Genomic DNA, 14,596 nt, shown 5'->3' on the forward strand with positions numbered 1-14,596 from the left:
AAATTGAAAACAATGCGAGCAAAGTGTGTGCCCACCCCGCCGTCGCGTTGTGTTTTGCTGACAAGGCGCGCGCCGCCTTCGACAGATCAGCGCTGGGTATAACAGCTGGGCTGCTGGCCGGGCAGATCGAAAAAGTCCTCGACCACGGCGGCGCTGGGCAGGATGGTCGGGTTTTCGTCGCCCAGCACGCACAGGCGGCTGTCCTTGCGCGCCCAAACCACGTAAGAGGTGGTGCCCGTGATGGTGTCCCAGCGCCCCCACAGGGCGCTCAGGGTCGAGGTCGCCTTGGCGTCGCGGAACACCACCGTCCCCAACACCGTTGCGGGCGCCAGCACGCTGCCGGTGCCGCTGCAACTGCTGTTGGGGTACTGCCAGACACCCTGGGCGAAACTGACGCTGGTGTCGCTCAGGCGGGTCGCCCGCACCAATGCCCGGCCCGACACACCCGCCCCCAGCGGCACACACTGGTGCTGCAGCCAGTCGCCGGTGACGTTCGCCACATCCAGCATCGGCGCGGGCGGGGTGCCACCGGGTGGCGTGCCCGTGGACGGGCGGCAATCCACCCGCACGCTGTCGATGTCCGCACTGGCGATGGTGCCCGTGCCCTGGGCCACCACACAAGTTTGCCCGGCAGGCTGGGTGCTGACCGTGACTTGATAGCTGGAACCCGAGGCCAGCCGCTGGGAAAACACGAAGCGCAGCGGCAACCCGGGGGCCACGATGTCGCCGGGCGTGAGCGTGACGGTGTCGCCGCCATTGTTCTGCAGGCCCAGACTGGTGGCGGACGCCAGGCCGCTGACTTGCCCGCCCACCTGGTAGGTGGCATCGGCGTCGTTGTCGCCGCCGCCACAGGCGGACAAGATTGCCAGCAGGGCCGCCGTGCCCACACGGGTCAGGCACAGAAGCTTGGAGAATGAAGGGGTGGGCATGGCAAGACGTCGCGATGAAGGGATGGAAACGTCGGCTTCAGCACCGGCCGGCAGCCTTGTTCAGGGCATTGCAGGCAGGCGATGGCGGGCCACCCGCCCCGGCCTTCGTGCCGCGCCTGTCCATCGGCGTGCAGATGGCGTCCGAGTTCGGCGTCTGTCCCAGGGACATCAGCTTCTGGAACCCCGTGGCGGAGTACAGGTAGCACTGGTAGGTGGCGCCGTCCCGGGTCGTGGCCTTGTAGTTGATGCGCCCGCCGGTCTCTTCGCTCTGGTCGGAGAGCGTGAAGCTGCCCACCGGGTGGCCGATGGCGGCCGAGGTGCGTTGCGCCAGGCCGGCCTGGTCGATGGTGGCGGCACAACCCGACAACCCGAATGCCACCAGCAGCGGCAGCGCCGGAAATCCAAACAATTGAAAATTCACTTTTGTCACTCCCTTGGGAAACTGGCCGCATTGTCGGAACGGCAGTAGGCTTTGGAAACCCGACTCAAGTAGGGGATCGCCGGAGTGCATGCTGACCGGCATTGCCCCGCCCGCCGCCTGCCATGCCACCCGCCGCCTACACCCTGGTTCTGGACGACCACCCGCTGGTCGCGCAAGGCATGGCGCACTACCTGCAAGCGGTGTTCCCCGACATCGACCATGTGGCGGTGACCGACTGGGCGGCGGCTCAGTACCAGAGGCTGGCTCGCGGCTGCCCGGTGCTGGTCGTGGCGGATGTCTGGCTGCCCTCGGGCAGCGGCCTGCTGGCCATGGTGCGCGGGCGGCCGTCGTGCCCGCACACGCCCTGGCTGGTGGTCAGCGGCGATGACGACCCCAGCCTGCCGGCGCGCGCGCGCGCCGCCGGGGCACGCGGCTTCGTGCACAAGCAGGCGGCCCCCGACACCTTGCGGCAGGCGGTGGCGGCGGTGCTGGCGGGCGGCACGTGGTTCGCCGCGCCCCCACCCTCCGCCGCCGCGCCGGGCCTGACCCTGCGGCAGAACGAGGTGCTGGCCCTGTTGCTGCGCGGGCTGCCCAACAAACGCATCGCCACCCAGCTGGGCATTTCCGAAAGCACCGTCAAGGAGCATGTGAGCGGCCTCATGGGGCGCCTGGGCGCGCGCAGCCGCATCGAGGTGATCACCCGGTTGGGCCGCCACATTCCTGCCTCCGACGCGCCATGACCCCCGCGTCCGCCATGCGTTGGCTGCGGGCCCGGCTGCAACCGGCCGACAGCAGCGACCTCAGCGCCGGCGGCCACGCGCGGCTGCTCGACATGAGCTACAACCGCCTGCGCTTCAGCGTGTACATGATGCCCCTGGTGTCCTTGCCACTGATCGCTTACCACGCGCGCCACAGCGGCGCGCAGTGGATCGCCCTGTGGGGGCTGTGCTACAGCGTGCTGTCGCTGTGGGTGTGGCGGCAACACCGGCGCTACCGGCGGGACCAGGCAGAGCGTCCGGCCAGCGACAACCTGCACCGCTGGCGACCCCGGGTGCAGCGGCTGGCACTGGCACACGGCGCCGGGCTCAGCGCCTGCGTGCTCGCCACGCAGAACCCCAACACCCAGGCATCCAGCATGCTGCTCTACCTGGTGATGGGCCATCTCACAGCCGCCAACGCCACGCACCAGACGCCCACCATCGGCGTCTTCCTGCGCTTCTTCGCCAGTGGCTGGAACGTCATGCTGCTGCTGACCTACTGGGTTTTTCCCATGGAGTGGCCCTTCTACATGTCGCTCAGCCTGATCTACAGCCTGGTGGTCTACCGCCATGCGCTGATCTCACACCGCTTCTCCATCGAGCAGGTCCGGCTCGAGGAGCACAGCCAACAGCTCGCCGACCGCTTCCGCGCCGCCAGGGACCAGGCCGAGGCCGCCCTGCAGGAAAAGAACCTCTTCCTCACCACCGCCAGCCACGACCTGCGCCAGCCGCTGCACGCCATGTCCCTGCTGGTGGAGGCGGTCGCCCAGCGCAACCATGACCCCAAGGTTGCCCCGCTGCTGCGCGACCTGAAGCTGGGCATGGGGTCCATGAACCTGATGTTCAACTCGCTGCTGGACCTGTCCAAACTGGAGGCCGGCGCCATGGCCCAACGGCGCGCCCGCGTGGCGCTGCAGCCGCTGGTGGACGACACCGTGACCTTGTTCCGCGAGCAGGCCAGCCAGCGCGGGCTGGTGCTGCGCCAGCACGTGCCCGCGTACCCGGCAGTGGCCTGGGGCGACCCGGCCCTGCTGCGCCAAGCGCTGGTCAACCTGGTCCACAACGCCTTGCGCTACACCGAACGCGGCGGCATCCTGATCGGCTTGCGCCCACGCGGCACGGACTGGCAGATCGAGGTGTGGGACAGCGGCGCGGGCATCGCGGCCGAGGACGGCGAGCAGATTTTCTCGCCCTACTACCGCCACCCCCATGCCTGGCGCATCGACAGCGCCGGCCACGGCCTGGGCCTGTCGGTGGTGGCCCGCTGCGCGCGCCTGATGGAGGCCTCGCTGGGTTTCCAGTCGCGGCTGGGCCGGGGTTCCCGCTTCTGGCTGCGACTGCCCCAAAGCCCGGACACCGACCCCGCCACGGACCATCTGCCCACCCATCCGATCGGCGACCGGCAAGCCCTGCCGCCGCTGTCCGGGTGTTGCCTGGTCCTCGACGACGAGCCCTTGGTGATCGCCGCCTGGGCCGCCCTGCTGGGCAGCTGGGGCATCGAGGGCCGCTACGCGGCCACCGCCGGCGAGGCCCTGCGCCTGCTCGACGGCGGCTTTGAACCCCAGGCCATCTTCTGCGACCAGCGCCTGCGCTCCGGCGAAAGCGGCTTCGACGTCTTGCGTGCCCTGTTGGCACGCTGCCCGCACGCCAGTGGCGCCATGGTCAGCGGCGAGTTCGACTCGCCCGAACTGGCTCAGGCCGAGGACGAAGGCTACGCGGTGCTGCGCAAGCCACTGGTCCCACAGGACCTGCATGTGCTGCTGTCGGGCTGGCTGCGAACCTGGCCTCCCACGCCGGACCCCTAAGCCACTGGGTAACATGAGGACCTCACCGCAACGGCGCCCGACATGACCCCACCGGACACACCCACCACCCCGCCCACGGTGCGCCACATGCGCCAGGTGCTGCTGTGGCCGCTGCGCCTGATGCCCGTAGCGGGTGAATCGGCCCAGGTGTCGCGGCACTGGGAACTGCTGACCCAGGTGGCCGACTCGCCCTGGCGCGAGGTGGTGGACGAATACACCGGCGGCAAGGAAGGCTTCCACGAGCGTCACTACAACGAGTTCGTGACCTTTCTGCCCTATGTGCAGCGTTTTCTGTATGGCGAAGGCGGCACCACCGGCGAGGCTGGGCACGGCGCCGCCATGCGCGTGTTCCGCCGCCGCGACGTGGCCCAGGCACGGGTGGTGACACGCCCCGGCGAGGTCCCGCTGCTGCTGGACGTGGTGCACGTCGACCTGATCTTCTTCCTCGACGTGGACGTTGTGTTCCTCAATGTTGAACTCGCCATCGACGGCTTGCCGCTGTCCGTGGCGCAGGAGGTCCTGTACCGATTCGGACGCGGCTACCCCAGCGGCTGGGACGCCGATGGCCAGGCACTGCACTGCATGGCCAGCGCCGAATGGCTGGACGCCAGCGGCCAGGTGCTGGCCAGCTCGGACGCCCAGCAGCGCGAGCGCTTCCTGGCCCACGTGTGCGAACACCGCGCACCGCGCATCGCCGCGCACTGGGCCTATCTGCTGCACCCACTGGTGGACGACCGCTCGGGCCACGCCAGCACGTTGCGGTTCCGCCAGATCGAGTACTACCGCATGCCGCTGATGGCCTACCTGGCCATCGACGACCCGCGGCGCCTGAGCCGCAGCGACTTCATCCGCCTGGGCCTGGTGGGCGGCGCCGGCGGGGCCGAGGGCGACATCGCCGACTTCGAGCAGCGCCACTGCTACGACCGCTTCTGGACCGACAACGGCGCCGCGCCCCACACCCGCTACCTGTGCAGCGGCCACTCGCTGGTGGTGGTGGGTGACACCAACGCGCACTTCTACACCTGTGGCGACCGCGGGGTGCTGGCGCAGTTCCGGCACCAGCATTTCCTGCTGTTCGTGATCGCCCACTTCCAGAAGGCCGCCCTGCTGATGTTCGCCGACCGGTTGGCCGAGGCGCTGCGCCGCCTGGACGTGGGAAACACCGGCAGCGTGCGCCGCTTCAAGCGCAGCATACGCACCTGTTTCGAGTCCTTCCTGCGCTTCACCCACCGCTACTGGTTCCACGAGGTGGCCGAGCAGGCGCAGACGCGCGCCCTGTTCCGCATGTGCGCCCAGCACCTGCAGACCGACGCGCTGTACGCCGAGGTGCGCGAGCGCGTGGGCGAGATGAACAGCTACCTGGACGCCGACAGCCTGCGCCGCCAGGCCAACACGGTGGTGCGCCTGACGGTGGTGACCATCCTGGGCCTGGTGGGCACCATCACCACCGGCTTCCTGGGCATGAACCTGCTGGCCGAGGCCGACGCGCCGTTGCCGCGCCGGCTGGCGGTGTTCGGCGTGGTGTTCGTGGCCACCACCGCGCTGACGGTCTACACCATCGCCAAGTCCAAGCGCCTGTCGGATTTTCTGGACGCGCTGTCCGACGAGCAGCTCAGCGCCTGGCAGAAGCTGCGCGCGCTGGTGGGTGTGTGGTGGCCACGCGGGTGAGATAAAACCCACCCCCGTCGCTTGCCCGCTGCGCGTGGCCGCATCCCCCCTCCAGGGGGCCACACCAGCCGTCCGGCCAAGCCGGCCCGGCGGTGTCTCCCGGATCGACCGTTTCGTTTGCTGCGATCAGGGGAAGAGATCGCCGTCCACGTAGTGCCAGCGCCCGTCCTCGCGCACGAAGCGGCTGCGTTCGTGCAGCCGGTGGCCACGCCCGCCCAGGCGCGATCGGGCCACGAATTCCACCTCGGCGTGTGTGCCATCGACCACCCGGTGCTGGCGCACGGCCAGACCCAGCCAACGCTGGCCGGGCTCGAAATCGATGGCTGCCGGGCGGGTGCTGGCATGCCAGGTCGACAGCAGGTAAGCGGCGTCTTCCCGCACGAAGGCGCTGTAGCGCGATCGCATCAGCGCCTCGGCGTCGGGCGCGGGCTGGCCGGCATGCCAGGGCTGGCAGCAGCCGGTGTAAGGCAGCGGACGGCCCCGGGCGTCCAGGCGGCCGCAGGGGCAGGGTTCGGTGGCGCTCACATCAAGCCAGGGCACGCTGGATGATGATCTTCTGCACGTCGGAGGTGCCTTCGTAGATCTGGCAGACCCGCACGTCGCGGTAGATGCGCTCGATGGGAAAGTCGCTCACCACACCGTAGCCGCCCAGGGTCTGGATGGCCACCGAACACACGCGCTCGGCGGTTTCGCTGGCAAAGAGCTTGGCCATGGCGGCCTCCTTCAGGCAGGGCCGGCCGGCGTCGCGCAGCGCGGCGGCGTGCCAGATCAGCTGGCGCGCGGCCTCCAGCTGGGTGGCGCAGTCGGCCAGGCGAAAACCCACCGCCTGGTGGTTGAAGATGGCGGTGCCGAAGCTCTCGCGCTGCTTGGCGTAAGCCAACGCCACCTCGAAGGCGCTGCGGGCCATGCCCACGCTCTGGGCGGCGATGCCGATGCGTCCGCCTTCGAGCGCGCTCAGCGCGATCTTGTAGCCCTCGCCTTCGGCGCCGATCAGGTTCTCGGCCGGGATGCGGCAGTTGTCGAAGTTGATCTGCGCGGTGTCGCTGCTGTGCTGGCCCAGCTTGTCCTCCAGGCGCGCCACCACGTAGCCGGGGGCGCTGGTCGGCACGATGAAGGCGCTCATGCCCTTCTTGCCCGCGCCCTTGTCGGTGACGGCGATGACGATGGCCACCTGGCCGTTCTTGCCGCTGGTGATGAACTGTTTGACGCCGTTGATGACGTACTCATCGCCCTGCTTCACGGCCGTGGTGCGCAGCGCCGACGCGTCCGAGCCCACATGTGGCTCGGTCAGGCAGAACACCCCCAGCATCTGGCCGGCCGCCAGCGGGCGCAGCCACTGGGCCTGCTGCCGGGTGTTGCCATAGCGCATGAAGATGGCGTTGACCGGGCAGTTGGTCACGCTGATGGCGGTGCTGGTGCCACCGTCGCCGGCGGCGATTTCCTCCAGCACCAGGGCCAGCGTCAGGTAGTCCAGCCCGGCACCGCCCAGCGACTCGGGCACGCAGATGCCGTAGGCGCCCAGCTCGGCCAGGCCACGGTGCGCCTCCTTGGGGAAATGGTGTTCCTTGTCCCAGCGCGCGGCGTGGGGCCACAGCTGTTCCTGGGCGAAGGCGCGCACCGCGTCGCGGATCATTTCCTGGTCTTGGGTCAGCAGCATGTTGTCTCTCGTTGGAAAAGTGTCACCAGTGGGCGGCGCGCCGGCCGTCGTGGTGGATCAGGCGGCCGTTGTCTTCAGGGCCCACGCTGGCCAGCACCGCGCGCAGGCCGGCCACGCTGTCTTCCAGCGTCAGCGGGGCGCCCGACCCGCCCATGTCGGTCTGCACCCAGCCGGGGTCGAGCACGACCCAGCGGGCGCGGGGGTAATCGAAGCGCGCGCTGGCCAGCGCCATGTTGAGCGCGGCCTTGCTCACGCGGTAGAGCCAGGCGTTGCTGCCGGGCACGCTGCCGATCAGGCTCATGCCGCTGGACAGCGCGGCAAACACGCCACCGGCCTCCTCCACCATGGGCAGCACCTGCGGGATGACCTGCATCAGGCCCAGCACGTTGGCGTGCATGACGCGGTCGAAGGCCTGCTGCGTCGGCGGTGTGGTGGCGCCGGCGCGGTCCATCACGCCGGCCACGTACAGCGCCACGTCGAGCTTCTCGCCATCGAGTTGCCACGAGAAGCCGCTGACGCTGGCCGGGTCGGCCACGTCCACCCGCAGGGCCTGGGCGCCCAGGTCGCGCAGTTGCCCCAGGCCGGTGTCGTCGCGGGCGGTGGCGATCACGCGCGCACCCGCCTCGCGGTACTGGCGCACCAGCTCCAGACCGATACCGCGCGAGGCGCCGATGACCAGGACCGTGGGCATGGGGGCGTCAGACCAGTTCGATCGCCATGGCCGTGGCTTCGCCGCCACCGATGCACAGCGTGGCCACGCCTTTTTTGCCGCCACGCGCCTGCAGCGCGTGCAACAAGGTCACCAGGATGCGGGCGCCGCTGGCACCGATGGGATGGCCCAGGGCGCAGGCACCGCCGTTGACGTTGACCCGCTCGTGCGGGATCGCCAGCTCGGTCATCAGCGCCATGGGCACGACCGCGAAGGCCTCGTTGATTTCCCACAGGTCCACGTCGGCCACGCCCCAGCCGGTCTTGGCCAGCAGCTTCTGCGTGGCGCCCACCGGCGCGGTGGCGAACCAATTGGGTTCCTGCGCGTGGGTGCTGTGGGCCACGATGCGCGCCAGGGGTTTGAGTCCCTGCTGCTCGGCGGTGGACTGGCGCATCAACACCAGGGCGGCGGCGCCATCGTTGATGGACGAGCTGCTGGCGGCGGTGATGGTGCCGTCCTTCTTGAAGGCGGGCTTGAGGCCGGGGATCTTGTCGAGCTTGACCTTGCCCGGGCCTTCGTCGGTGGACACCACCCGCTCGCCGCTGCGGTCTTTCACCGTCACGGGGGCGATCTCCTTGGCGAAGGCGCCACTCTCGGTGGCGGCCTTGGCGCGCGTGACCGAGGCAATCGCGAAGGCGTCCTGCTGCTCGCGGGTGAAGCTGTACTTGGCGGCGCAGTCCTCGCCAAAGGTGCCCATGCTGCGGCCGGGTTCGTAGGCATCTTCCAGGCCGTCGAGCATCATGTGGTCGAAGATCTTGTCGTGGCCCATGCGGTAGCCGCCGCGGCCCTTTTGCAGCAGGTAGGGCGCGTTGGTCATGCTCTCCATGCCGCCGGACACCATCACGGTGGCGCTGCCGGCCAGCAGCATGTCGTGCGCCAGCATGGTGGCCTTCATGCCCGAGCCGCACATCTTGGACAGGGTGACGGCACCGGCCGACAGGGGCAGCCCGCCCTTGAGCGCGGCCTGGCGTGCCGGCGCCTGGCCCTGGCCAGCCATCAGGCAGTTGCCGAACAGCACCTCGTCGACCAGCGCGGGGTTCACGCCCGCGCGTGCGACGGCGGCGCGGATCGCCACGCCGCCCAGGTCGTGGGCGGACTGGCTGGCGAAGTCGCTCTGGAAAGCGCCCATGGGGGTGCGGGCGGCGCCGACGATGACAACGGGATCGTGGGAAGACATGTCAATACTCCTGTGGATAGGGGGAACGGATGTGATTCAGCTCATCTCGGCCGCGGCCGTGGCGTGGAAGCGGCGCGCGCGCTCGTAGGGGAAGACGTCGTGCACGTGGCCGCGCTGTATGCGCTCCTTGTGCGACTGCCAGAAGGCGACGTCCAGCAGGTCGGCGTGGTGCCGCATGAAGACCTCGCGCACCGCCGGGTTGCCCAGCAGGAAGGGGGCGAAGGTCTCGGGAAAGACATCGTGTTTGCCGACGGCGTACCAGACCTCGCCCGACAGCTCATCTTCCTCGTTGCGCGGCGGCGGCACTCGGCGGAAGTTGCAGTCGGTGATGTACTCGATCTCGTCGTAGTCGTAGAACACCACCTTGCCGTGGCGGGTGATGCCGAAGTTCTTCCACAGCATGTCGCCGGGAAAGATGTTGGCCGCCACCAGGTCCTTGATGGCATTGCCATACTCGATCACGGCGCGCGCGATCTGCTCGCGCCCGCGCGCGTCGTCACGGCCGGCGTCAAAGGCTTCCTGCAGGTAGATGTTGAGCGGGATCATGCGCCGCTCGATGTAGCAGTGCTTGAGGATGACCTCGACCTTGCCGTCGCCGTCGCGGTCCGAGATCTCGAGCTGGCTGGGCGCGAACTTCTGGATGTCGGCGATCAGCCCGTCCTCGAAGCGGTCACGCGGGAACCCGACCTCGGAGAACTCCAGCGTGTCGGCCATGCGGCCGACGCGGTCGTGCTGCTTGACCAGCAGGTACTTGTTGCGGATCTGCTCGCGTGTGGTGTCCTTCGGGGGCGGATAGAAGTCCTTGATGACCTTGAACACGAAGGGAAAGGACGGCAGGTCGAACACCAGCATGACCATGCCCTTGATGCCGGGCGCGATGCGGAACTTGTCGCTGCTGTGCCGCATGTGGAAGAGGAAGTCGCGGTAGAACAGGGTCTTGCCCTGCTTGGCCAGCCCCAGCGCGTTGTAGAACTCGGCGCGCGGCTTGCGCGGCATCATGCCCCGCAGGAACTGGACGTAGGCGCTGGGCACCTCCATGTCGACCATGAAGTAGGCGCGCGCGAAGCTGAACAGGATCAGCAGGTCGTCCTCGCCGAACAGCGCGGCATCGATCACCAGGCGGCTGCGCGTGTGGTGCAGGATGGGCAGGGCAAAAGGCACCTCGGTGAAGCCGTTGATGATCTTGCCCACGATGTAGGCGCCCTTGTTGCGGAAGAACAGGCTGGACAGGACCTGGATCTGGAAGTTGGCGCGCAGCTTGGTGTGGTCGAACTGCCGCAGCATGGCCTCGTGCACACACTTCACATCGCGCCACAGGTCGACAAAGGGCACGTGCAGGTCGAAGTCGTCCACCATGCGGCGCAACTCCAGCAGCATGCTGTCGCGGGTGGGGTAGTAGCAGCGGTAGGTGGGCCGGGCGCTGGGCTCCTCGTTTTCGATGTACTCGGTGCTGACCGCCGGCCGCACGAAGATGAAGTCGTTCTGAAAATGGGCGCGGTGCAGGATCTTGGTGGTGACCGAGTTGAAGAAGGTCTCGGCTAGCTCGGGCTGGTGGTGGTTGACCAGCAGGCCGATGTAGTGCAGCTTGACCTGCTGCCACACGTCCATGGACAGCTCGCCGGCCTTGAATTCCTTTTCCAGCCGCATCACACATTCCTTGACCCGCAGGTCGTAGAACTCGATGCGCTCGCGCTGGGCACGCTGCTGGGCGTGCCAGTCGGCGGTCTCGAAGCGGTGCTTGGCGCGTGCCGACTCGGTGCGGAACAGGCGGTAGTGGCGGTTGAAGCCGTCCATCATCGCGCGCGCGATGTCGTAGGCGACGGTCGAGTCCAACCGCTCGGGAAACATGGGAACGCCCCGCCTCAGGCGCCTTCGCGCGGGTAGCGTTTGAGCGCGTTGCGGAACACCGGCATGACCTCTTCGGGCCGGCTGATGCTCACGCCCAGGTCCTTGACGAGGCCGTCCTTGAGGCCGTAGCACCAGCCGTGCACGGTCAGGTTCTGCCCGCGCGCCCAGGCGTCCTGCAGCACGTTGGTCCAGGCCACGTTGCCCACCTGCTCGATGACGTTCATCTCGCACAGCACGTCCTCCTGCACCGCTTTGGGCAGGTGGTCCAGGCGCTTGCGGTGGCGCATCTTGACGTCGTACACATGGCGCAGCCAGTTGTCGGCCAGGCCCACCCGCATGCCACGCAGCGTGGCCAGCACGCCGCCGCAGCCGTAGTGGCCCACCACCAGGATGTGCTCGACCTTGAGGTACTCCACCGCGAACTGGATCACCGACAAGGCGTTGAGGTCGGAGTGCACCACCACGTTGGCCACGTTGCGGTGCACGAAGACCTCGCCCGGCTCCAGGCCGGTGATCTGGTTGGCGGGCACGCGGCTGTCGGAACAGCCGATCCACAGGTACTTGGGGCTTTGCTGCTGGGCCAGTTGCTGGAAATAGCCCGGTCGCTCCAGCTCGGTCTGTGCGGCCCAGCGGCGATTGGCTTCGATGAGGTTTTGCAGAGGGTGTGTCATGGGGCGATATTACCGAGGCGCCGTCGGGATCACATGGTTTCGGCGAACAGCTCGCGGCCGATCAGCATGCGGCGGATTTCGCTGGTGCCGGCACCGATCTCGTACAGCTTGGCGTCGCGCCACAGTCGGCCCAGCGGGTACTCGTTGATGTAGCCGTTGCCGCCGAAGAGCTGTATGCCGTTGCCCGCCATCTTGGTTGCCTCCTCGGCGCACCACAGGATGACCGAAGCGCAGTCCTTGCGCACCTGGCGCACGTGTTCCGCCCCCAGGCTGTCCAGGTTCTTGCCGATCTGGTAGCAGAAGGCGCGGCCGGCCTGCAGCACGGTGTACATGTCGGCCACCTTGCCCTGGACCAGCTGGAACTCGCCGATGCTCTGGCCGAACTGCTTGCGGTCGTGAATGTAGGGCACGACGTTGTCCATCACCGCCTGCATGATGCCGATCGGGCCGGCGGCCAGCACGGCGCGCTCGTAGTCGAGGCCGCTCATCAGCACCTTGGCGCCCATGTTCAGGCCACCCAGGATGTTCTCGGCCGGCACTTCGACGTTCTGGAACACCATCTCGCCGGTGTGGCTGCCACGCATGCCCAGCTTGTCCAGCTTCTGCGCGGTGAAGAAGCCCTTCATGCCTTTTTCGACGATGAAGGCGGTCACGCCGCGCGCGCCCATCTCGGGTTCGGTCTTGGCGTAGACCACCATGGTGTCGGCATCGGGGCCGTTGGTGATCCACATCTTGCTGCCGTTGAGCAGGTAGAAGCCCCCCTTGTCCTCGGCCTTGAGCTTCATGCTGATGACGTCGGAGCCGGCGCCCGGCTCGCTCATGGCCAGCGCGCCCACGTGTTCGCCGCTGATGAGCTTGGGCAGGTACTTCTGCTTTTGCGCGTCGCTACCGTTGCGCTTGATCTGGTTGACGCACAGGTTGGAGTGGGCGCCGTAGCTCAGACCCACGCTGGCCGAGGCGCGCGAGATTTCCTCCATGGCGATCATGTGGGCCAGGTAGCCCATGTTGGCGCCGCCGTACTGCTCGGGCACGGTGATGCCCAGCACGCCGAGTTCACCCATCTTGGGCCACAGGTCCATGGGGAACTGGTCGTTGCGGTCGATCTCGGCGGCGCGCGGCGCGATCTCGGCTTGGGCGAAGGCGTGGACGGCGTCGCGCAGGGCATCGATGTCTTCACCGAGTTGGAAGTTCAGGCCGGGCAGGTTCATGTGTGTCTCCGAAAAAGCGGGTCAGGATTGGATGTTCTCGCGGCCGGTCACGGCCATCAGGGTGCAGCCCATGGTGGCGGCCAGTTTCTCGCGGCCATTGTCCACCGCATAGAAGTGGCCTTCGCACACGGTGATGGTGCGCCCGGGCTTGATGACGGTGCCCACGGCACGGAAGTGCTGGCCCTTGGCGGGTGCCAGCAGGTTGATCTTGAACTCGATGGTCAACACCGCCGCCTCAAGCGGCATCAGGCTGAAGCCGGCGTAGCCACACGCGCTGTCGAGCGCGGTGGATACCAAACCAGCGTGGATGAAGCCATGCTGCTGGGTCAGGCCCTGGGCCCAGTCGAAGGCGATGACCACGCGGCCGGGCTCGACGGCATCGAGACGGGCGCCCAGCGTCGCCATGGCGCCCTGGCGGGCAAAGCTGGCGCGCACGCGGTCGGAGAACTCGGGCACGGCAGGCTGGAAGGTCATGGGGGATCGTTGGCTGCGTTGATTGACGTTTACGTAAACGTCAATTATGTCGCAGCACACCCCCGCCTGCCAAGTGGGGGTTGCGGCAAGGCCAGCGGCGCGTGGGGTCATGGCGGTGCGGCTACGATGCCCGGGCGTGCTGTTTTCACTCCCACACGTTTTTCATGAAACTCTATTACTCGCCCGGTGCCTGCTCGCTCGCCAGCCACATCGCCATGGAAGAAGCCGGTCTGGCTTACGAAGGCATTCCCGCGCCCACCAAGACACACCAGTTGCCCGACGGCACCGACTACTACACCATCAACCCGCTGGGCTATGTGCCGCTGCTGCAACTGCGCGACGGCACCAAACTGACCGAAGGTCCGGCGATCATGCAGTACATCGCCGACCAGGCACCCGCCAAGCAACTCGCTCCGGCCAATGGCACCCCACCCCGCTATCAGCTGCAGGCCTGGCTCAACCTGATCGCCACCGAACTGCACAAGGGCGGCTTCAGCCCCTTGTTCAACCCGGCCACGCCGGCGGAGATGAAAGCCACCACCACCGAGCGCCTGCAGGGCCGCCTGACCTGGGTCAACAGCCAGCTCGAAGGCAAGTCCTACCTGACGGGTGAGCAGTTCACGGTGGCCGACGGCTACCTGTTCGTGGTCTGTTCGTGGGCGCCGCGTGTGGGCGTGGACCTGTCGGCCCACCCCCACCTGCAGGCCTTCTCGGCCCGCGTGGCGGCACGCCCCGCCGTGCAGGCCGCCATGCGCGCCGAAGGCCTTCTGGCCTGAGGGACGCAGGCCGTTCAGGCCTTTTCGGTCTTGTCGACCTTGGCCAGGAGGCTGCGTGCCTCCTTCTCGTGCACCTTGACTTCGTCCAGGTTGGCCTGCAGGTCGGCCAGCTGGTCTTCGATCTGCTGGCGGTGCGCGGCCAGCACCTGCAGGAATTTGCGCAGCTGCGGCCCGGTGTCGCGCGGGCTGTCGTACATCTCGATGATGTCCTTGGCCTCGGTCAGCGAAAAGCCCAGGCGCTTGGCGCGCAGCGTGAGCTTGAGCCGGGTGCGGTCGCGCGCGGAATACACCCGGTTGCGCCCGCCCGGCCCTTCGCGCTGGGGCTGCAGCAGGCCCATGTCCTCGTAGAAGCGGATCGCGCGGGTCGTGAGGTCGAATTCCCGCGCCAGGTCGCTGATGGTGAAGGTCGGGTTCGGTGCCATGGTGTGGGTTTTATATTGACGTTTACGTTAACGTCAAGCCACACATCTTAACGCCAAGAGGTGGGATGTCGGA

The 14,596-nt window shown here is 67.8% G+C and carries 15 protein-coding genes; 4 read left to right on the forward strand and 11 right to left on the reverse strand.

What is annotated here, in order from left to right:
* Positions 1–86 precede the first annotated feature (86 nt).
* A complete protein-coding gene (locus tag AAHB17_RS06445; protein ID WP_342129682.1) occupies positions 87–929 on the reverse strand; it encodes a hypothetical protein in 843 nt (280 codons plus the stop codon).
* Between the two features lie 37 nt (positions 930–966).
* On the reverse strand, positions 967–1,350 hold the full coding sequence (locus AAHB17_RS06450; RefSeq protein ID WP_342129683.1) for a hypothetical protein: 384 nt from the start codon (positions 1,348–1,350) through the stop codon (positions 967–969).
* A gap of 122 nt (positions 1,351–1,472) precedes the next feature.
* Between AAHB17_RS06450 and AAHB17_RS06455 the strand changes: the two genes are divergently transcribed.
* Genes AAHB17_RS06455 through AAHB17_RS06465 form a run of 3 tightly spaced genes read left to right on the forward strand, consistent with a single transcriptional unit; the run spans position 1,473 to position 5,581 of the window.
* On the forward strand, positions 1,473–2,090 hold the full coding sequence (locus AAHB17_RS06455) for a response regulator transcription factor (protein WP_342129684.1): 618 nt from the start codon (positions 1,473–1,475) through the stop codon (positions 2,088–2,090).
* Positions 2,087–3,913, forward strand: a complete 1,827-nt coding sequence (locus AAHB17_RS06460) for a hybrid sensor histidine kinase/response regulator (RefSeq protein ID WP_342129685.1) — start codon at positions 2,087–2,089, stop codon at positions 3,911–3,913. Before AAHB17_RS06455 ends, AAHB17_RS06460 begins: the two co-directional genes overlap by 4 nt.
* Before the next feature lie 42 nt (positions 3,914–3,955).
* Positions 3,956–5,581: a hypothetical protein gene (locus tag AAHB17_RS06465; RefSeq protein ID WP_342129686.1), complete on the forward strand. Its 1,626-nt coding sequence runs from the start codon at positions 3,956–3,958 to the stop codon at positions 5,579–5,581.
* Positions 5,582–5,707: 126 nt separating this feature from the next.
* Here AAHB17_RS06465 and AAHB17_RS06470 read toward each other — a convergent pair whose 3' ends face one another.
* The 8 genes from AAHB17_RS06470 to AAHB17_RS06505 are packed head-to-tail and all read right to left on the reverse strand — an operon-like array spanning position 5,708 to position 13,325.
* Entirely contained in the window at positions 5,708–6,121 is a 414-nt protein-coding gene (locus AAHB17_RS06470; RefSeq protein WP_342129687.1) for a YchJ family protein, read from the reverse strand.
* Positions 6,108–7,238, reverse strand: a complete 1,131-nt coding sequence (locus AAHB17_RS06475; RefSeq protein WP_342129688.1) for an acyl-CoA dehydrogenase family protein — start codon at positions 7,236–7,238, stop codon at positions 6,108–6,110. The genes AAHB17_RS06470 and AAHB17_RS06475 overlap by 14 nt, the downstream gene beginning before the upstream one ends.
* 22 nt (positions 7,239–7,260) lie before the next feature.
* Positions 7,261–7,929: an SDR family oxidoreductase gene (locus AAHB17_RS06480; RefSeq protein WP_342129689.1), complete on the reverse strand. Its 669-nt coding sequence runs from the start codon at positions 7,927–7,929 to the stop codon at positions 7,261–7,263.
* A 7-nt stretch (positions 7,930–7,936) separates the two neighbouring features.
* Complete coding sequence (locus AAHB17_RS06485) at positions 7,937–9,124, reverse strand: acetyl-CoA C-acyltransferase (RefSeq protein ID WP_342129690.1); 1,188 nt, start codon at positions 9,122–9,124, stop codon at positions 7,937–7,939.
* 36 nt (positions 9,125–9,160) lie between these two features.
* On the reverse strand, positions 9,161–10,972 hold the full coding sequence (aceK, locus tag AAHB17_RS06490; protein WP_342129691.1) for a bifunctional isocitrate dehydrogenase kinase/phosphatase: 1,812 nt from the start codon (positions 10,970–10,972) through the stop codon (positions 9,161–9,163).
* A 14-nt stretch (positions 10,973–10,986) separates the two neighbouring features.
* Positions 10,987–11,643 (reverse strand): carbonate dehydratase, encoded by a 657-nt coding sequence (gene can, locus AAHB17_RS06495; protein WP_342129692.1) that lies wholly within the window; start codon positions 11,641–11,643, stop codon positions 10,987–10,989.
* A 29-nt stretch (positions 11,644–11,672) separates the two neighbouring features.
* Positions 11,673–12,851, reverse strand: a complete 1,179-nt coding sequence (locus AAHB17_RS06500) for an isovaleryl-CoA dehydrogenase (protein ID WP_342129693.1) — start codon at positions 12,849–12,851, stop codon at positions 11,673–11,675.
* A 21-nt stretch (positions 12,852–12,872) separates the two neighbouring features.
* Positions 12,873–13,325, reverse strand: coding sequence for a PaaI family thioesterase (locus tag AAHB17_RS06505; RefSeq protein WP_342129694.1), 453 nt, complete (start codon positions 13,323–13,325; stop codon positions 12,873–12,875).
* A gap of 164 nt (positions 13,326–13,489) precedes the next feature.
* Between AAHB17_RS06505 and gstA the strand changes: the two genes are divergently transcribed.
* Positions 13,490–14,101, forward strand: a complete 612-nt coding sequence (gene gstA, locus AAHB17_RS06510) for a glutathione transferase GstA (RefSeq protein WP_342129695.1) — start codon at positions 13,490–13,492, stop codon at positions 14,099–14,101.
* A 14-nt stretch (positions 14,102–14,115) separates the two neighbouring features.
* Here the strand turns inward: gstA and AAHB17_RS06515 are convergent, their stop codons facing one another.
* Positions 14,116–14,523, reverse strand: a complete 408-nt coding sequence (locus tag AAHB17_RS06515; protein ID WP_342129696.1) for a MerR family transcriptional regulator — start codon at positions 14,521–14,523, stop codon at positions 14,116–14,118.
* Positions 14,524–14,596 lie beyond the last annotated feature (73 nt).

Origin of the sequence: Hydrogenophaga sp. OTU3427 (assembly GCF_038440225.1) — a bacterium.
GTDB lineage: Bacteria > Pseudomonadota > Gammaproteobacteria > Burkholderiales > Burkholderiaceae_C > Hydrogenophaga.

Excerpts from the sequence above, each read along its gene's own strand:
- AAHB17_RS06500 (WP_342129693.1), bottom strand. The coding sequence starts at position 12,851 with ATGAACCTGCCCGGCCTGAACTTCCAACTCGGTGAAGACATCGATGCC.
- AAHB17_RS06455 (WP_342129684.1), top strand. The coding sequence starts at position 1,473 with ATGCCACCCGCCGCCTACACCCTGGTTCTGGACGACCACCCGCTGGTC.
- AAHB17_RS06460 (WP_342129685.1), top strand. The coding sequence starts at position 2,087 with ATGACCCCCGCGTCCGCCATGCGTTGGCTGCGGGCCCGGCTGCAACCG.
- AAHB17_RS06480 (WP_342129689.1), bottom strand. The coding sequence starts at position 7,929 with ATGCCCACGGTCCTGGTCATCGGCGCCTCGCGCGGTATCGGTCTGGAG.
- AAHB17_RS06475 (WP_342129688.1), bottom strand. The coding sequence starts at position 7,238 with ATGCTGCTGACCCAAGACCAGGAAATGATCCGCGACGCGGTGCGCGCC.
- can (WP_342129692.1), bottom strand. The coding sequence starts at position 11,643 with ATGACACACCCTCTGCAAAACCTCATCGAAGCCAATCGCCGCTGGGCC.
- gstA (WP_342129695.1), top strand. The coding sequence starts at position 13,490 with ATGAAACTCTATTACTCGCCCGGTGCCTGCTCGCTCGCCAGCCACATC.
- AAHB17_RS06505 (WP_342129694.1), bottom strand. The coding sequence starts at position 13,325 with ATGACCTTCCAGCCTGCCGTGCCCGAGTTCTCCGACCGCGTGCGCGCC.
- aceK (WP_342129691.1), bottom strand. The coding sequence starts at position 10,972 with ATGTTTCCCGAGCGGTTGGACTCGACCGTCGCCTACGACATCGCGCGC.
- AAHB17_RS06485 (WP_342129690.1), bottom strand. The coding sequence starts at position 9,124 with ATGTCTTCCCACGATCCCGTTGTCATCGTCGGCGCCGCCCGCACCCCC.
- AAHB17_RS06445 (WP_342129682.1), bottom strand. The coding sequence starts at position 929 with ATGCCCACCCCTTCATTCTCCAAGCTTCTGTGCCTGACCCGTGTGGGC.
- AAHB17_RS06465 (WP_342129686.1), top strand. The coding sequence starts at position 3,956 with ATGACCCCACCGGACACACCCACCACCCCGCCCACGGTGCGCCACATG.
- AAHB17_RS06515 (WP_342129696.1), bottom strand. The coding sequence starts at position 14,523 with ATGGCACCGAACCCGACCTTCACCATCAGCGACCTGGCGCGGGAATTC.